General features: G+C 39.4%; 12 protein-coding genes. 5 read left to right on the top strand and 7 right to left on the bottom strand.

Annotation, left to right across the window (positions count from 1 at the left end):
* Positions 1-5: 5 nt before the first annotated feature.
* Positions 6-2,009, bottom strand: coding sequence for a biotin carboxylase N-terminal domain-containing protein (locus Q5Y71_RS05955; protein WP_306040874.1), 2,004 nt, complete (start codon positions 2,007-2,009; stop codon positions 6-8).
* A 63-nt stretch (positions 2,010-2,072) separates the two neighbouring features.
* Positions 2,073-3,695, bottom strand: coding sequence for an acyl-CoA carboxylase subunit beta (locus tag Q5Y71_RS05960; protein ID WP_306040875.1), 1,623 nt, complete (start codon positions 3,693-3,695; stop codon positions 2,073-2,075).
* Between the two features lie 1,678 nt (positions 3,696-5,373).
* Here Q5Y71_RS05960 and Q5Y71_RS05965 point away from each other — a divergent pair.
* From Q5Y71_RS05965 to Q5Y71_RS05985, 5 genes are all read left to right on the top strand, one after another.
* Positions 5,374-6,159, top strand: a complete 786-nt coding sequence (locus Q5Y71_RS05965; RefSeq protein WP_306040877.1) for an enoyl-CoA hydratase-related protein — start codon at positions 5,374-5,376, stop codon at positions 6,157-6,159.
* A gap of 214 nt (positions 6,160-6,373) precedes the next feature.
* Complete coding sequence (locus Q5Y71_RS05970) at positions 6,374-7,744, top strand: acyclic terpene utilization AtuA family protein (RefSeq protein ID WP_306040879.1); 1,371 nt, start codon at positions 6,374-6,376, stop codon at positions 7,742-7,744.
* 1 nt (position 7,745) lies between these two features.
* Positions 7,746-8,096, top strand: coding sequence for a hypothetical protein (locus tag Q5Y71_RS05975; protein ID WP_301414832.1), 351 nt, complete (start codon positions 7,746-7,748; stop codon positions 8,094-8,096).
* Positions 8,097-8,528: 432 nt separating this feature from the next.
* Positions 8,529-9,398 carry an SDR family NAD(P)-dependent oxidoreductase gene (locus Q5Y71_RS05980; protein ID WP_306040881.1) on the top strand — a complete coding sequence of 290 codons (870 nt, stop codon included), beginning with the start codon at positions 8,529-8,531 and terminating at the stop codon, positions 9,396-9,398.
* Between the two features lie 49 nt (positions 9,399-9,447).
* Positions 9,448-10,872, top strand: coding sequence for an aldehyde dehydrogenase family protein (locus tag Q5Y71_RS05985; RefSeq protein ID WP_306040898.1), 1,425 nt, complete (start codon positions 9,448-9,450; stop codon positions 10,870-10,872).
* A gap of 50 nt (positions 10,873-10,922) precedes the next feature.
* Here the strand turns inward: Q5Y71_RS05985 and Q5Y71_RS05990 are convergent, their stop codons facing one another.
* The 5 genes from Q5Y71_RS05990 to Q5Y71_RS06010 form a co-directional block, all read right to left on the bottom strand.
* Positions 10,923-11,705: an enoyl-CoA hydratase/isomerase family protein gene (locus Q5Y71_RS05990; protein WP_306040883.1), complete on the bottom strand. Its 783-nt coding sequence runs from the start codon at positions 11,703-11,705 to the stop codon at positions 10,923-10,925.
* A gap of 582 nt (positions 11,706-12,287) precedes the next feature.
* Entirely contained in the window at positions 12,288-13,166 is an 879-nt protein-coding gene (locus Q5Y71_RS05995; protein WP_301414828.1) for an SDR family NAD(P)-dependent oxidoreductase, read from the bottom strand.
* 12 nt (positions 13,167-13,178) lie between these two features.
* Positions 13,179-14,576 (bottom strand): cytochrome P450, encoded by a 1,398-nt coding sequence (locus Q5Y71_RS06000; protein WP_306040886.1) that lies wholly within the window; start codon positions 14,574-14,576, stop codon positions 13,179-13,181.
* A gap of 33 nt (positions 14,577-14,609) precedes the next feature.
* Positions 14,610-15,380, bottom strand: coding sequence for a glucose 1-dehydrogenase (locus tag Q5Y71_RS06005; RefSeq protein WP_306040889.1), 771 nt, complete (start codon positions 15,378-15,380; stop codon positions 14,610-14,612).
* A 179-nt stretch (positions 15,381-15,559) separates the two neighbouring features.
* On the bottom strand, positions 15,560-17,896 hold the full coding sequence (locus Q5Y71_RS06010; protein WP_306040890.1) for a TonB-dependent receptor: 2,337 nt from the start codon (positions 17,894-17,896) through the stop codon (positions 15,560-15,562).
* Positions 17,897-18,657: the final 761 nt, after the last annotated feature.

The raw sequence follows: 18,657 nt of genomic DNA on the forward strand, positions 1-18,657 counted from the left end.
GGGTATCAGTTTTCAATTTCAAGAAGGATGTCGTCTGTTGCAATTTGTTCGTCTGCTTTTACATTCAGTGTTTGTACAGAGCCATCTATCGGAGCTAGAATAGAATGTTGCATCTTCATCGCCTCTAGTACAACAAGCCGCTGACCTTTCTTAACTTCATCACCCTCAGTCACTTCAATACCAATAATTACTCCATGCATAGGCGCTCTAATTATGCTAGCGGTGCTATCAATATTGATATTTTCTACCCCTGCAATGATATTAGTAAGCTTAAATATAGTGGCTCCAGATATAGCTATATGTATTAACTTTTCGTCCTCGATACAAAAAATGGCAGATACTGTGCGCCCATTAACAATAAGTTTTGCACGATCAGTTGTTATTTCTAACACCGTGATATTTATTTCATGTTCTAGGAGTGATACTCTATAGGCACCCCCAGCTTTATCTGGAGAATATATTGAAATAATTAATTGATGCCCATTAATTTCATAACAGCGCAAGCTTTGTAAAACAGCAACACTCGACCAGTCAAGAAGTTCAGAACTCACATTCGATGCGACTGATTGGTAATGCCTCATCGCTGAAATGTGTTGTATTACGGCAGCAATAGCACAGTTCGTATAGATATTTTCATCTATATTTTTATTTTGTATAGGAGTTCTTGTAAAATTTTCAGCGATAAAACCAGTTGTTGATTTTCCATTGATAAACTGCTCGTTTTTTAACGCCGCAATCAGAAAATCACGATTTGTTTTTATGCCAAACAGAGCTGTATTATCCAGAGCCTTGATCAATTTTCTGCGCGCCTCCTCACGGCATGAGCCATGGGAAATTATTTTTGCCAACATCGGATCATAAAAAGGGGTCACCACTGAACCGGATTCAATACCTGAGTCTACCCTGATACCCGAAAAACTGGGCTCTATCCACTGAGTGACAGGTCCTGCGCATGGTAAGAAGTCATCATCTGGATCTTCAGCATATAAACGTACTTCAATAGCATGGCCTTGTAGCTTTATATCAGATTGTTTTAAATCAAGTGATTCTCCTTGAGCAATTTTTAATTGAAGTGCGACCAAATCGTGCCCTGTTATCATCTCGGTTACGGGGTGCTCTACCTGTAAGCGTGTGTTCATTTCCAGAAAATAAAATGTGCCTTCTTTATCGAGCAAAAATTCGACAGTACCAGCACCAATATAATTGACTGCTTTTGCAACACCAATGGCCGCATTGCCCATCTTTGCACGCAATTCAGGGATCATCACTGGACATGGTGCTTCTTCAATAACCTTTTGATGTCGCCTTTGAACTGAGCAGTCTCGTTCTGCAAAATGCACAATATGGCCAAAGGAATCAGCAAGAAGCTGAATTTCGACATGACGAGGCCTATTTATTGCACGCTCGAGAATCAGCGCACCAAAGCCGAATGTTTTCTTGGCTTCCAGGCGAGCCATATGAATACTATTGGATAATTCAGATAAGCAATCAATCCGGCGCATGCCAATCCCTCCACCACCTGCGGCAGCTTTAACCATTAGTGGAAAACCGATTTTTTTTGCTTCTGCTATCAGAATTTCATCGGATTGGTCTGAACCTTGATAGCCAGGTAAACAAGGAATGCCAGCATCGATCATCGCACGTTTTGAAATGGCCTTGTCGCCCATGATATTAATTGCGTGATGATCTGGACCCACAAAGATAAGACCTTCTTCCTGTACAAGCCGGGCGAATTCTGCATTTTCAGATAAAAATCCATAGCCGGGATGAATTGAGTCTGATCCAGATATTTTTGCAGCTTCAATTATTTTCTCCGGATTAAGGTAAGAACTGTCAGCTGCTGATAATCCTATGTAAACAACATCATCTGCAAACCTGACATGTGGTGCCTTAACATCTGCATCAGAATATACTGCAACCGTTTGTATCCCCATTTCTTTTGCTGTTCGCATAATGCGTAAAGCGATTTCACCGCGGTTGGCAATTAAAAGCTTCGAGATTTTTCTCATGATGTTGTAATAGTTGATTTCATTGTCAGGTGTAGGAGCTAGAATTGGAAAGAACCTGGTTAACTAAAATCTAGCGACTCCATAACTGTTAGCTTGACATTTGCGTATAGCAGCTTCTGAGCAGGTCTCTAGCGCAAAACCCAGTACTCTACGTGAATCTCTTGGATCTATAACACTATGTACCAAATTCCGACCAGCAGTATAAAAAGCATCTTGTTGTCTGATAAAATAGTCTGTAATAAATTTTTCTTGTTTTACTAAAGCGGACCTGTCAACTTTTTTTCCCTTACGGGTAGCAATTGATTCAGCGACCTGTGTCATGGTTTTAGCCGCTTGCTCACCACCCATCACATTGGTTGCTGCGTTAGGCCATGCAAACAAAAAATCTGGTTCATAGGCAGCGCCACACATACCGTAATTACCAGCACCGAAACTTGCGCCAATGATCATCGATATTTTTGGAATCCTGATATTGGATACCGCTTGTATCATTTTTGCACCGTGTTTAATCATGCCTGCCCGTTCAGATTCAGTACCAACAAGGTATCCAGTTGTGTTGTGTAAAAAAATTAATGGTAATTCGGTTTGATCACAGAGTTGGAAAAATTGTGCTGCTTTAGTAGCGCCAAAAGGATCAATTGGGCCATTATTGGCAATAATTCCACAAGAAAAACCCATAATACTTGCATGTAAACAAATTGTTGCACACCCATAGCGTGGTTTGAATTCGTCAAACTCCGATGCATCAACAATACGAGTAATTACCTCCCGAATATCGAATGGATCTTTATAATTAATTGAGACAATACCAACGAGTTCTTCAGAAGATAATAATGGTTCTTTCGTAGCGATGCGATGAGGTAAGTGTAAATTCTTATTCCACTGAAGACGACCTATGATGTCACGAGCTATACTCAGACCATGGGCATCATTTTCTGCCAGATATTCAACCAGGCCGGATACATTTGCATGCATTTCAGAACCTCCCAGTTCACGTTCTTTGGCTACTTCACCTGTTGCGGAATGTACTAGAGCTACTCCGCCCAAAGCAGCCAGGCCATTTTCTTTGACACCTACTACAAAATCTGAAAGTCCTGGCATATAGGCACCTCCCGCAGTAGAGGGACCGTGTAAAACGGTCAGGCTCGGAATTCCGGCAGCACTGAGCTGAGCTAGGTTCCTGAAGAGAGCGCCGGCCTCTACCCAGTTTTCTACAGTAAATTCCATCAGGTTGGCACCTGCACTTTCGACTAAATGAACCAAAGGCAGTTTTTGTCTTCTAGCAATACTTTGAATGCTCAGTCCAGTTGATACCGTAGTAGGCGTGTAAGAACCTGCACGAATACCACTATCATCAACCCATATCATACAGCGAACCCCTTTTATGAAACCGATGCCACAAATAACGCTGGCGCCTGGGATACTTGTTTCAGGATTGGAATCTTCAAACAGGTAGTTTGATAATGTATGCAGTCTTAGAAACGGCATACCGGGATCAAGTAAATGTGCGATGCGATCATGGGGTGCAATCTGTCCGCGTTTTTCAAAGATTGAACGGCGTTTATTTGATGCTTTTATTGCTCTTGTTTCAAGATCACGCAGCTGCTTGACCAGTTTTAGCATACCGACACGGTTATTTAAAAATCTTTCAGATAAAGGCTTTACTTGTGATTTAAACGTTGACACTGTAGTCTTCCAAAATGTGTAGTGTTTTATACTTTTAATTTAACTTTAGTTATAGATATGCGATCAATAACATCCGATTAAATAAATTTTTACTAGTTGTCTCCGCCATTTGTAAAACTAGGTTACTTACATGAACTAAAACAAAGCTGAATGATGTGATTTTTAAACTAATTTCGAATTATAATGTGTCTTTTACTGCCAGATATTTGAATAATTTTCCCATACCCTTTTCTGTATCATAAGATTGTTTTCACTCAGAGGAATTAGTATTCGATTCATCATTTGATGTTTAGTATGGGCCACTCGAATTGACTCATGGGGTATTGATATATTGTTTTCTTGGATTTGAACTTTGTGTTCACTGTCTATCATTTGAGTCATCTTGGGGTTTCATTTTAGTTATTGATCTGAATCATTTTGGTTCTGTATGGCGTTATTTTTATCCTGCCGGGATACGTTTATTTTGATATACTAAGACTCAATTCTATAGGTTGTCATTGCAGTTTTACATCTGTCATTTTAAGTTTTAACTCGGCGGAAATATAGCGATGCTATATTGCTAGAAATCTCATTCAATATCCGTATACTTCCATCACTATATAGTTGCCGGGTTGATAAGGCACACTTGACATTTGAAATCTGAATAAAATATACTTATAAAATACGCTTATTCCAATGAAAAGTGTAACAATTTTTAATATCAGCTTTGTCTTCTCCAAAAATTTCTAAGATTTCTACTGAAAGTAAGATGTTGGGTTGCTCGGAGCTGGTAGTATCTTAGACTGATTACCCTGACAGATAAGTGAATGATTATTACTTTGCAAAGCATTCTTTATGAATTTGTAGAGACATTTAAGATTGTTTTACTAGTCTCAAGATCAATATTTTCCATGAAAAAGTAAATCAATGTGTGGGGCATTATTCAGTACTGACATAGTATTTTTCCATTACACTATTTCTTACTATCGATGAATGATATAATTTTTAAAATTACATCAATATATATCCCCCGAGCAACAATCATTAACTAATGATTCTCTTATAAAGAAATTTTGAGATTTAACTGATATTCAAAGAAACTGTGCTTTCAGAATACACTATTTTAGATACCTGGAGCACCTGTGATCGATAGAGTTCCGAAGAATATGAGGTCATAAGCAGACAGATAGCGATACTGTTGGGATCGAGTTTGAATTTTTAACAATAAGCAAATACAACTTTTGATCCTAGAAATTATTGCTTTGATATCGAAAAGATCGTCATTAGGGCCTATACATATTGTCTAGAAAAAACAATCTCTTGGTTAAGAGGTCTACATTAACTTTTGATTAAGCTCAATTCTGAAAGTTGGTATTTTTATATGCTTTGTAACCGCATATTGATATAAATAATAATATTTAAAGCGGTATACAGGCAGTAATGTCCGCTACAGGTTGAAAATAGGATTTTTTGTTCGGTTATGCCGGACACTGTTAATGGCAAACAGATTGCGATAGAAATAGAGCTTTGACACTATCGTTTCACGCTGGATTTCCGAATACAATATAAGTGACAAAGTGATACCACAGAAGCTGATAAATTAGCTTTTCTTTGTGTGATGACCAATAAAAGACAGATTTTAATTAAAAATTATTAATGTGTTCCAACTACAGAAATGTCTGATATTAGGGGTAACCCAGTGTCGAATACTTTGATCGAATCCCTGCAATCCGATGGTGTTATGTACCTATCCATGAACCGTCCAGAGGTCCACAATGCATTTGATGAGTATCAGATTGATCAACTGACAGCTGCTCTTGAAAGAATTAATAAAAATGTCCATATAAAAACAGTTATTCTCGGTGCCGAGGGAAATAGTTTCTCGGCAGGAGGCGATCTAAACTACATGCGGCGTATGGGGAACAATAGTTATAAGGAAAACCTAACAGACGCGAGACGTCTGGCAAATTTAATGAAAACATTGAGTACTATTTCAGTACCAACTATTGCGCGGGTACAGGGCGCGGCTTTTGGTGGTGGAGTGGGTTTGATTAGCTGCTGTGATTTTGCCTTTGCTGCCTCTGGGGCCAAATTCAGTCTTAGCGAAGTCAGGCTCGGTATGGTCCCAGCTACCATTGCCCCTTATATTATTAAGGCAGTTGGTCAAAAAGCCGCAAGTAGATTATTCATGAGCGGAGAAGTGATTGACTCTGATCGCGCCTGGCAACTTGGTCTGATCAGCCATTTATCTGACCCGAAATCCCTGGATTTGGATATTCAAGCTTTTACGAAAAGTCTATTGAATAATGCCCCGATAGCTGTAAAAAAAGCAAAAAATATCGTTTCGGAGATAACCCAGGATTCGATAGATGACGAAATTATCCAAAAGACTATAAGTTTAATTGCTGATCTTAGAGGATCAGAAGAGGGAAAAGAAGGATTAAATTCCTTTTTGGAAAAGCGTAAACCCAAATGGAATTTATGAATCCTGGTTGTGAATTAAACTAACTAATTGATATTGATTTATAAGCACAATCTACCAAGAAAAATATTCAATGATTCTGGTGATAGATAGTTGCGAAAATTTGTCTATACTATTTTGATCTGTTGAATAAATATAGCTATTTTCAGGATATGATCTGGAGCTGTTTAAATTCATACTTGCCTGAGATAATAATCAGATTTTTAGAGAGTAATATATGAAAAAAAAACCCATCATACGCATTGCCAATGCGCAGGGTTTTTGGGGTGATAGCGCCCTTGGACCTAAGCAGTTGCTTGCAGAAGAACAGCTTGATTACATTACTTTGGATTATCTCGCTGAAATATCACTGAGTATTATGCAGAGACAAAAAATGCAGAATCCTGATAAGGGTTATGCAATGGATTTTGTCGAATTGCTAAAAAACATAGTGCCTGTATGTAAAGAAAAAGGGATCAAAATTATCGCCAATGCAGCAGGGGTGAATGCAGAGTGTTGCCTGAGGAATACAAAATCTACATTAAAATCATTAGGTTTACACGGTATTAAAATTGGCATCGTAGAGGGTGACGATATTCTGAAAAATATTGACCGGTTTTTATGCAGTGGTCATGAGATGAGAAATATGGAAAGCGGCGAGAGGCTAAGCAGTATATTAGAAAAAGTATTAAGTGCTAATGTATATATTGGTGCACAACCTATTGTTGATGCATTGAATCAGGGTGCTGATATTGTCATCACTGGCCGTATAAGTGATCCGTCTCTTACACTTGCCCCTCTGGTACACGAATTTAAATGGTCAATGAACGACTATGATAAACTTGCCGCAGGTACCATTATGGGACATTTGCTCGAATGCGGAACACAGGTTACCGGGGGAAATTATACTGACTGGAAGGAGGTATCTGGATTTGCCAATATGGGCTATCCGATAGTTGAAGCACAGGCTGATGGGAGCTTTGTTGTAACTAAAGCTGAAAACACTGGTGGGTTAGTTAATTTAGCTACAGTCACTTCACAGTTATTGTATGAAATCGGCGATCCGAAAAACTATTTTGGACCAGATTGTACTGCTGACTTTACTAGCATAAAACTCACACAACAAAGTAAAAATCGAGTTGCAATTTGTAATATAAAAGGGAAAGCGCCTACATCAAGTTATAAGGTTTCCATTTCTTACGAAAAAGGGTATAAAATACTCAGTACACTTTGTGTATCTGGCCCCGATGCTATAGAGAAGTCGAACTTGATTTATAAGATGGTCTTTGATCGTCTTGCTATACACGGCATAGAGATACCAGAGCAAGATCGATTTATAGAAATTTTTGGTACTAATGTTCTGTATAAAGGGTTGGTACCAAAAAATCAGCAGCCTCATGAAGTTTTGGTGCGTATTGGTGCTAGAGGCTCGGATGCAAAAAAACTGGATGTACTTGGTTCAGAAATTGCTCCTCTTACTACGTCCGGTCCCCCAGGTATTACCGGCTTTGCCGGTGGTAGGTCGCGTGCCAAAGCCGTTGTGGGTTACTGGCCTGCCTTGATTGACAAAAGTGAAATCACTACTTCGGTGCGTGTTGAGGAAATTTAATATGGCAATTGTTAAATTACAACAGTTGGCTATTGCCCGTTCTGGTGATAAAGGCAATATCAGCAACATTGGGATTATGGCCAGAAGTAGCGATATTTATGAGTATTTGTGTAAAAAACTGACAGCGGATGTTGTTAAATCCTATTTTAAAGAAATTACCTTCGGTAATGTAATACGCTATGATCTACCAAATCTGAATGCGTTCAATTTTATATTAGAAGATGCCTTAGGTGGCGGTGGAACAGAAACATTGCTTACTGATGCTCAGGGTAAAGTATATGGTGCAGGCTTATTACATTTGGAAATGGATATCCCCGATAAATTGTTTGAGTCAATTACTATGACGAAATAATAACTTACTCTCATGCAAGTTAAGCTTTCAATGAAAAAACAATTCTAAATACTTGCAAAAAGCAGTATCTGAATTTCTTAACATCATCAAAGCAGAATTTCCTGGAAAAAATATATTGCTTGAAATTGATTATACAATGTTTGGGAGATCTATATAAATGACCTGCTTTTAATTTCCATCATCACCATGAATTTTGCTTATATAGAATAAATGTCGTTATTGGTTTCATTATACAACTTTTATTGAGATCGACCCAGTGAATACCAGTTATATGACTTACAGATCAACAGAATTTATTTAAAAGTTTGAACAAAAAAATATAGTCAAAGCAAAAAAATAGTAAAACCATTCGGAAAATCCAGTACACTGAGTCAATTTAGTGCGTGTATAGATACAAACCCTACTTTTAATAATCACAATGTAGAGACTACTATGAAAACCGCGTTTATCACTGGAGCCGCAGAGGGGCAGGGGCTTTCCTTGGCACTAAAGCTGGACGACTTGGGCTGGAAGGTATTTGCAGGTGTTCTACCTGGCCTTGTTACCTCCAAGCTGACTGTCAGTGGCAGGAACATCATTCCAGTCGAACAAGATGTATCCACCACAGATTCTGTTGTCCAGAGTTCAGAAACAGTCGCGTCGAAACTAAATGGCGCCGGATTGAATTTGTTGGTAAATAATGCAGGAATCGCCAATTTGGCACAGGGGGTTATTGAGGGGTTGGATATAGAGGATTTACAACAGTTGTTTGAGGTTAACACCTATGGTCAATTACGAACAGTGCAAGCCTTTTTGCCGATGTTAAGAGCAGTTGCACCTGAGGCTCGTATCCTGAATTACGCCTCTGGAGTGGTTATTGCCAATACACCTGGGGCAGGTGCTTACACCATGAGTAAACATGCGGTTACCGGCATGACGCTTACATTACGTCATGAACTGGCGCCATTGGGAGTACAGGCCACTACTATCATGCCCGGGGGGGTCAAGACCAGTATGACCAAGGATATTCACCGGACAACTCAAGAAATCTGGAACCAGATTAGCGACAATATTCGTACAGTATATGAACCCCATCTTCGTGAAGCTACAACTCAAATATTGCCTGATATGGTCGTTAATCGGGGTAATTCTGTCGAAGAAATGACCGAGAAAGTACTTAAGATTATTGGCACCGTTAAATTAAAACCGATTTATCTGGTTGGCAAAGATGTTAAGCCACTCGGTATTATGCGTCGCTGGCTGTCGGATAGTACCTTGGAAAAACTGATTCGTATGAGCTATAAAATCGATACTCGTTATTAATTATACAGTGTCTATCTTCACCAATATCTAGGAGTATCTTTTTCGCCATATCTTAAATTTCCACTGGAGTAATACAATGACCATATCGTCCATATTTAATGCACAGAAATCAAATCATGGTGTACTACGAGCACGCTCATCGCAACAGCGTATTCGTCAATTACAGGCCCTAAGGGCGAAATTAATACATAGTAAGAGGGATATCTGTGATGCACAGAATAAAGAATTGAAGACCTGTGATATGGACACCGAAGCACAATTAATGATGCTTAACATTGAAATTGATTTTATCTGTAAACACTTGTCACGATGGATGAAACCAAGAAGAGTAAAAAACAGCCAGGCAACCATAGGTAAAAAATGTTATATTCAATATGAACCCAAAGGGTCAGTACTTAATATTTCAACCTGGAATGCACCCATCGCAATTAACATTATGCCAATTATTGGTGCTTTAGCAGCTGGTAACAGCGCTATTATCAAACCCTCAGAGTTAGCACCACATACAGCGACAGTTACCAGCGAAATTATTAGTGCTATTTTTCCACGAAATCAATGTGCTGTATTTGAAGGCGGGCCGGAGATTGCACAGGAGCTATTAAATCACCCGTTCAATCATATCTACTATACTGGTGGCCATCGAGTAGGTCGTATTGTTATGAAGGCAGCCGCAGAAAATTTTTCAGACATCACGCTGGAAATGGGTGGAAAGAACCCAGCTATAATAGATGCCACTGCAGAAGTGAGTAATGCTGCTCTCAAACTTGCCTGGGGACGTATGGCGAATGCCGGTCAAGTGTGTATTGGACCTGATTATATTTTAGTTGATCAAATGGTCGAGCAATCATTTATTTCTGCTGCTAAGGCCGCATTGATAAGATTGTATAATCCACGTGGATATGGTTTTAAAAATTGTGCAGAGTTTCCTCGTCTTATCTCCGATAGCCATTTTGAGCGAGTTAAAGGTTTGATTGATGAGGCCATCAGCAAAGGTGCAATACTGGAATTTGGTGGTGAATATGATGCAGAACAGCGTTATATATCACCAACTATTTTAAGTGGTGTGAGCGATACTATGGCCATTATGCAGGAGGAGGTATTTGGTCCGGTTATGGTTGTTATTGGTTGCGAAAACTCTGAACAGATGCTGTCAACAATCAAGCGTCAGCACAAACCATTGGCACTTTATATCTTTTCCAAAAACCGATCTACAATCAATTATTTCTTGCATAATACATCAGCGGGATCTACCGTAGTAAATCATAATTTGATTCAATCTGGAACCAATCCGAACCTGGCTTTTGGTGGAGTAAATCATAGCGGTACTGGTCGAATTGGTGGGTTTCAGAGCTTCCTAGAGTTCTCTAATCCACGCTCAATAGTAGAATCCCCCCTAGGTTGGCGTGATATTAATATCAATTTTCCACCTTACTCAAAAATTTACAAAAAATTAGTTGCCAAAATGCTAAGTTAATGGGCTGAACATTATTATCTAAACCAGTATATAGAGCAGAAAGATTGGCATTAATAATCGGCGAATGTTATTGGATGTTTTTCAAAAAATGCGGCAACTGCTTTCTTAAAGTCGTAACTGTCTGTGGTTTTATTTTGGAATTTTGCCTCTATATCAAAGGCTTCTGGCAAATCAGCCATGATAATGTGACGCAGTAATTTTTTAGAGTATTTTTGAGCCAATGGAGAACCCTTTGCAATTTGTTCAGCCCAGGATTGTGTCTCCGTCAAGAGTGTATTTGCAGGCACTACTTTATTAGCAATACCAAGGTACAAACATTGTTCTGCAGACAATTTTTTAGAGCAGATAATTGCCTCCATTGCTCTCTTGTAACCTAAGGTGTTAAGCAAATGCCAACTGACTCCCCCATCGGGTATAAGGCCAATGGCAGCAAAAGCTTGATAGAGATATGCATTATCCGCCATCACACAAAGATCACAAGCCATTGCCAATCCGGTTGCTATACCTGCACAGGCGCCGTTAATAGCTGAAATATACAGCTTGTCAGAATTCCTGATAGCCATCAAAAAGGGCTTGTATTCTTTCAGAAGCTCCTCCTCAATTGTATTGTAATGTGATAAAACATCCTTTAAATCAGCACCTGATGAAAAACATCTTCCCCTGCCAGAAATAATTATATTCCGTACGATACTATCAGAATCTGCCTGCTCAATCGCTTGTGATAGCTCAGACTTGAGAGTGGAATTAAACGCATTTAAGCTTTTGGGTCGGTTCATGATAATACAGGCAGTTCTATTTTTTATGCTGTATTCAATCGTTTTAAATTGGTTCATTTTTTCTCTTTATATGATATTCTGTTTATATCTTTACTAAATATCAAAGATAAGCAATAAGATATAAATCTGCAATACAACACTTTGATATGTTAGTCCATGCAAGTAATATCTCACCGCATTTTTTCAGTATCTTACAAATACAATTACGTGTATTCTGTATTGTATTAATTTCTATTTCATTGGTTCGCTGTAAATTTTGTAAATTATATTCAGAAAATATAATGAACAGGGTTATGAGTAAGATAAATAACTTTACTGATCACGTGGTAATTGGACTGAATTTATACATCCCTCATCTTTCTTATAACAGTGTGTACATAGTTTATTGTTTTATAGGTGTATCAATGTCTAAACTAGCATTATTCATAGGATTTGCTTTACTAACATTTCTGGAGTGTATGAATCAATAAACATAACTCTCAAGTTCAAAGGTATTATAGGTAAATCAATAATCCAAAATTGAAAAATATGTTGATCCATCTTATGGTTATTATTCATACAACACTATATACGATCAATTTAAATTTATGATTCTATTTTAAATTACATTATTGGCACTATGGTATCAACAATAGGTTTTTACTTAATCATTATCTCGGGAGCATTTATCGGATTACCAAGGAGCTTTGCATAACTTTCTGGCTGCTGTCCATCAATATCAACTATCCCCATTTTTTTAGCCAATGTAGTGTTCCACCAGGATGCTCCTGTATACGTCATGGCGGTGTTGGATCTGTCTACTGCATCTATAATTCGACCTGTAAATTCAGAGGATTCCATACCTGATTTAAATACTTCGTATTCAGCTGGCAACTGATTGTTTTCAATGGCTGGTTGTAATCTCTCTGTACGCACAATTCCTGGCCATAAAGCAAAAGCAGCTACATTGTATTCGCGTAATTCCTTGGCTATATCGTACATCATTTTATCTTTTGCTGCTTTGCCCAAGCCGTAGATAACCGAATGAATATAAGCGCGTGCTGCTGGCGATGATACAGTGACCATCAAACCACTTTGAGCTTTGACCATATGTGGCGCAGCGTGATAACAGGCAAGATAGTGTGCACGCAGTCCGACATTTATCATGGCGTTCCAGTGTTGTTCAACGGGTCTTTGCCAGAAAGGCTTCCATACTGATAAATCATCAGGAACCTGATAGACACAATTAACCAGAATATCCAATTGTCCTTGTTCATCCATCACCCGCTCCAGCAATTGTGCGATCTGTTTATCATCATTGTGATCACATTTAACAGGGATAACTTGTCCACCCCGTTCTTTTATCTCTGCCACAGTCGTTGAGAGTGTGCCAGGTAGACTTGAAGTCTGGTTTTCAGATTCAGAACGCCCGGTAATATATACTATGGTATCATCACCAGATAAAGCCAGTGCGGTGCCTTTACCAATTCCGCGAGTGGCACCTGTTACCAAAACAATACGGTTTTTTGTCTTACTCATATCGATTCCGGTTTAATTTATTCCATACTTAATTTTGTTCCTAATTCCTTTCACCTTTACTTTAAAACCACGCTCTGGGCCCGGTGTCGGTGCAACTTTTATTTTCAGAGCATAGTCAAAAGGATCCAACTGGAGATCCAGCCGGTAAAATAGTCGTGCCATTGAGAGCACCATTTGAACCTCGGCAAGTGATCGGCCCAGGCAAGTATGTGGTCCACGGCCATAGGGAGAAAATGCGTTGGCTTGCAAGTGTTCTCCACGACCTTTATTGTAACGCTCAACATCAAACTTTTCTGGTTCTGGGTAAAACTCTTCCATAAGATGAGGAACTGTGATTCCCATATACAGCAATTCACCTTCTTTGATTTCATAACCAGCAAAATTAAAATCGATATTGGCTGCGCGCATGGCTGCTGCTGTTACCGGGTACATACGCAGACTTTCCATAATAGCCCCGGAGAGCGTTGGCAGTTCTTTTAAGCATGAAGTATCCAGATTTGGATTTGCAAATACAGCATCCACTTCCTGCTGAACCTTTTGATACACATCCGGATGTTTCAGTACAAGATAAATTAGGTTTGCTGTTGTATTGGCAACTGTATCAAGGCCTGCAACATAAGGTCCGGTTAGTGTCAAAATAAGATCGCTCTCTGGAATCAGGTCACTGTTACGCTCATGTTCCTCCATAATGTCATCAATCAGATTTTTCTCCTGATTGGCTTTTTTTCTTTTATTAACGTAGTAATCTTTTATCATCGACTCGCCCAACTCATGCACACGTTTAAAAGCCCGTCTATATCTCGGTGCGTATAATAATATGCGTGGACGTTGACGAGTAACCAGAACATTCAGTATCGTTTTGATAGTAATTCGGATATCTTCAACATAATTTAATGGTACACGACCTGTAAGAAATAGACCCAATTGACCCGTTACCAGGCGCTGCATAGCCGAAACTACGGGAACAGAGTGTCCAACCTGCCAGTCCAGCTTTAGCATATCATCGGTTGCTTGTAAAAACTGATCAAATTTACCGATCAGTATTTTTCGTGAATACCCTTCTCTCATCACCGCACGAAGTCTAGCGTGTATTTCACCACTTTCAGCAGTTAATTGATACTTTGCCTGATATGCATCCTTCATCTGCTGCCAGAATTCCTTTGAGCGTAACTTTTTTTTTCCCTCTTTGGATCCCATAAATTCTACAGCTTCTGGGCCTGCCAATACTTTATAGGTTTTATTGAGCACTTTAACTCTGAAAATAGGCCCGTGCTCTCGGTAGCATTTATAAAAAAAAGGCCCTGGACCTCCGTTTTTGGCCATTTGTAGTGTATTGCCAACAATGGGTAATCCTTTCACTAAAGGTGGTTCACTATTTGAAGCATATAGTCTCATAGAGCTGTCTGTCATCACTAGTTACTCTTTCAGGTTATGGCAATCAATTTAAGAACATGGCATGTCTGGATCACGTAAACCGGCAAGCCAGCCGCCATCAGCAATAAACTCCGATCCAGTTGAATAGCTGGCTTCATCTGTAGCGAGAAATAAACTAACATAAGCAATTTCCAGAGGTTGCCCGACTCGTGGTATTGGGTGTTTTGCGTAATAGGTCCTGTTCATATCCTTTTCACTGGTTCTGTCAGCACCACCCATTTTGGTATAGATACCACCGGGATGTACGCTGTTAACACGTATACCGTACTGCCCCAGTTCTATAGCTGCACTTTTCGTTAATCCACGTACCGCCCATTTAGATGATGAGTAAGCTCCAAGACCTGCTGAAGAATGCAATCCATCGACTGAGGAAACATTGATAATCGAACCTATGCCTGCCGCTTTCATCGGGTCAATTGCACTACGAATACCCATGAAGGTTCCCAATTGGTTGACTTCTATAATCCGCATGTACTCCTCAGGCGAGGTATCAATAATAGAAGACATGTGTAAAATTGCGGCATTATTAACAAGAACATTATAGGTTCCCAGTGTCTGAGCCTTAGTAACAGCAGCCGTCCAATCTTCCTCTATACTGACATCCATATATTGGAAAACAGTCATCTCACCCAGCTCCACAGCAAGGGCCTGTCCACGCTGTTCGTCTATATCGGCAATAACCACCTTGGCACCATGCTCAACAAACAGGCGCACAGTCGCTTCCCCGATACCACTTGCACCACCTGTAACGATGGCTGTTTTCCCAGTGAGCCTTTTCATATCTCTGTCCTATCCAATTTATAAAAATTTGATGACGAATTACTTTATGTCTTTTACTGTATCAATTTTCAAATGAAGTATTTCTAATGTCAGATTTACCCGAGCATAAGGAAATCAGTAATCTCATCATTCAAGCAACTCATTGTTATACAAACTTTAGGAGTTTGCAGCACTCAATTTTAATAAGCGTAAGAAACTGTCATACCAAAAGTTTTTGGATCACCAAAAATGACCAGTTCATTCTGACCGAAAGGCACTGCAGTACCACTAAAGTTGGTTATTAGATATTCTTTATCGGCTAGATTTTTACCCCAAAAGGTGAGCTTGCTCTCGTGTTTGTCCAAGTGGTTCATGCTTAAGGATATGGCGGCATCAATAACTCCGTAAGAACCCATTGCCACACTATCGGCACTATTGACTGAACTGTATCTCTCTCCTCCCTGATAGTTATAACCTAGAAATGCATCAAGTTTCCACCGGCCAAATCCTAAAGCGTAATCGAAGGCAAAAGTACCTGACTTTTCAGGTGCATAAGGTAATCCATCAATTAAAGTAGTGTCGGGAAGCCCAGATAATGGCAAGATATCACCTCCCAAATCACTATGCAGTAAACCCAGGCTCAGGGATGCCCTGAGATTTTCAACTAACGCTATCTGTAAATCCAATTCAATGCCATTAATTTCAACGCCATTGATGCCAATAAAATCTCTTTCAGCACTTGATGTGCCTGTTTGAATGCTGGTCTGATAATTATCAACATCCATTTTAAATACAGCAACGTTGAGTCTCACTCGATTATCCAAAAATTCGCCTTTAAAACCCAATTCATAAGCGAGAGTTTCTTCCGGAACGAAACCTGAAGTATATAAAGCCAAATTCGATGAGCGAGTAGACGTTCCACCCGATTTATATCCAGAGACCACTTTCCCATAGATGCTGCTATCCTTATCGATATCGTAGGTAATTGTTAAAGAAGGATCAAAATTACTAAAGTCGCGATCATAGAGCGCGCCATAGGGTGCACTTGCTGCAAAACTAGGAGAATTCGGGTTGAATCGAAATGCCTGGCGACTATCTTTGGCGTAGCGTGCACCTAAAGTGTAGGACCAATAGCTGTCATTTGGTACAAAGGTTAACTGGCCAAAAACAGCAAGAGATTCATTTTTAGAATCGGTGAATTCATATGCCCTGGCTGTATTAAAAGAGGTACCAACTAAATCCGAGTATGCCCTATCCGAGTAAAAGTAAGCTCCGGCAACATATTCGATAAAGTTTGTAGAACCAATAAATTGGAATTCTTGTGTCTTTTGTTGAAAATCCAGCTTACGCCTCCCTTGTGAGGTTGCGCCAAGGGGTCCTGCAGCAACAAGAAATGTACCTGCTGGTAGCCCAAATGCCGGCTCGGCCAGGGCAATCCCGATCCCGCTTCTTACAGATGGAGCACTATCATGAAAGAAGCTGTTATTTACCTCTCGATAACCTGTGATCGATTTAATAATTAAATACTCTGAGATATTCCAAGTTAAGGTAAGATTATGGCCATTTATTTCTAACAGATTATCCTGTAGCGGCCTTACTGCTGTGACCCTGTCCAAGCGATCAGCTTGCGCCGGTATATCATGTTCTGCTATGCCGACAACATTGACTAGAATATTCGGTGGTAGAGAACTGCTTAAAAACTGAGAAAGAATCGGTCCAACCAGCACGGTGCTGAGGTCACCACCTGCAATCACTTGTTCATATCGGCTAGTATCTTTTACGTCAGACGTATCGTAAGCGTAATCGAGCCTTAAGTTCTCGATGAGATCACCACTGATGTCAACCCTATAGGCTTCACGATCTTCAGCACCATAATCAAGAGGATCCCCTATGGCTTCAACAGTTCCATCCCGTTTTGATATCAATGCTGAAAGTTTAAGGGCTGCAGTTTCACCAAGTGGAAAATTAATATTTGTTCTTGACTTGAAATGGCCCAGATTACCGCCTGTCAAGGCCTGCTTAAAGCCAAATTCTCCTAACACAGGTTTGGCAACAATCAAGTTCACTGCCCCGCCCGTTGAGTTACGCCCATACAAGCTTCCCTGTGGTCCTCGCAGGATCTCGACTCTCTGAAGATCAACGACTTCTAAGCCAGAACCAATTGAAGAGCCAACGTAAACACCATCGATATACAGTGCCACCGCAGGGTCCTGAGTTATCTGTGCATCTAATTGGCCGAGTCCACGGATTATTAATCTAGCAGTATTGTTATCAGATGGGAAAGGCGATACCGATAAGTTCGGGATACTGGCGCCAAGATCATCAAGCTCATCAATTCCACGTTTCTCGAGCGATACTTGTTCAAACGCAGTAATAGAAATAGGAACCTTTTGTAAGGATTCTGACCTTCGCTCAGAGGTAACTGTTATTTCCTCAAGAACAAGTCCTTCGCCATAAACAGGATCAACTACAAGAAACACTACTGGTGTCAAACTTTTCAGTAATAGATTATATAACTGTCTTGATTTAATTTTCATACTTGTTATCCCTGTCTATTATTGTTAAAAGTTTAATGTATGCGTGAATTTTATTTCAACATCAGAGCATTTGTAAGTCTGTCATTTTTTCTAAATAGGAGGTGTCCAAATTTCCGTAAATAATAAAATTAGTATTTTCAGGTATAAGAGTTTTCTGATAAAGCATGCTGCAAGCTCCTACAACGGAAATAATAAATATAATATAAATTTATCATCGTTATTCCCACCGGTATTCTGTTATTACAAGTGAGTTTTTCTTTATAAAGAAGAGCCGTTCTCACCCCTGTTTCTTCTGCAAAATTTAAGGAATATTGCCTTATCGATGATTTGTACGCAGTTACTATTATCCCTGTTATCGGGTCAGTTTATTTGGCTGCTTTATAGTACACAGGATTTAACTATTTTCAGGTAATAAACTATGTGATATTGCTTTTCAACGAATGATGTCGCTATTTATAATGTTCTCGATTGTTCGAAATAGAAACCTCGACGATGGATTGCTCTCTTCCTGATAAACAAAAGGATTGCCGTTGCCGTTGCTGTTCTGTTATTCATTTCTTTCTTGATAGACAGGCCTATTTATGTTTTATCATGTTTAGTTAACTGATATTTCTAGAAACGCTTATGAGTATTGGCGATGACTGACTCACGGATTGTTATTATGCAATATGAAGGATTCTAGCTGTTACTCATTTATTGGATTGATGAAGGACATTTTAAAATCTGTCCGTTTTTCTGGACTGGATCTGAAATATGAATAG

Origin of the sequence: Microbulbifer sp. 2205BS26-8 (assembly GCF_030731025.1) — a bacterium.
Taxonomy (GTDB): Bacteria; Pseudomonadota; Gammaproteobacteria; order Pseudomonadales; family Cellvibrionaceae; genus Microbulbifer; species Microbulbifer spongiae.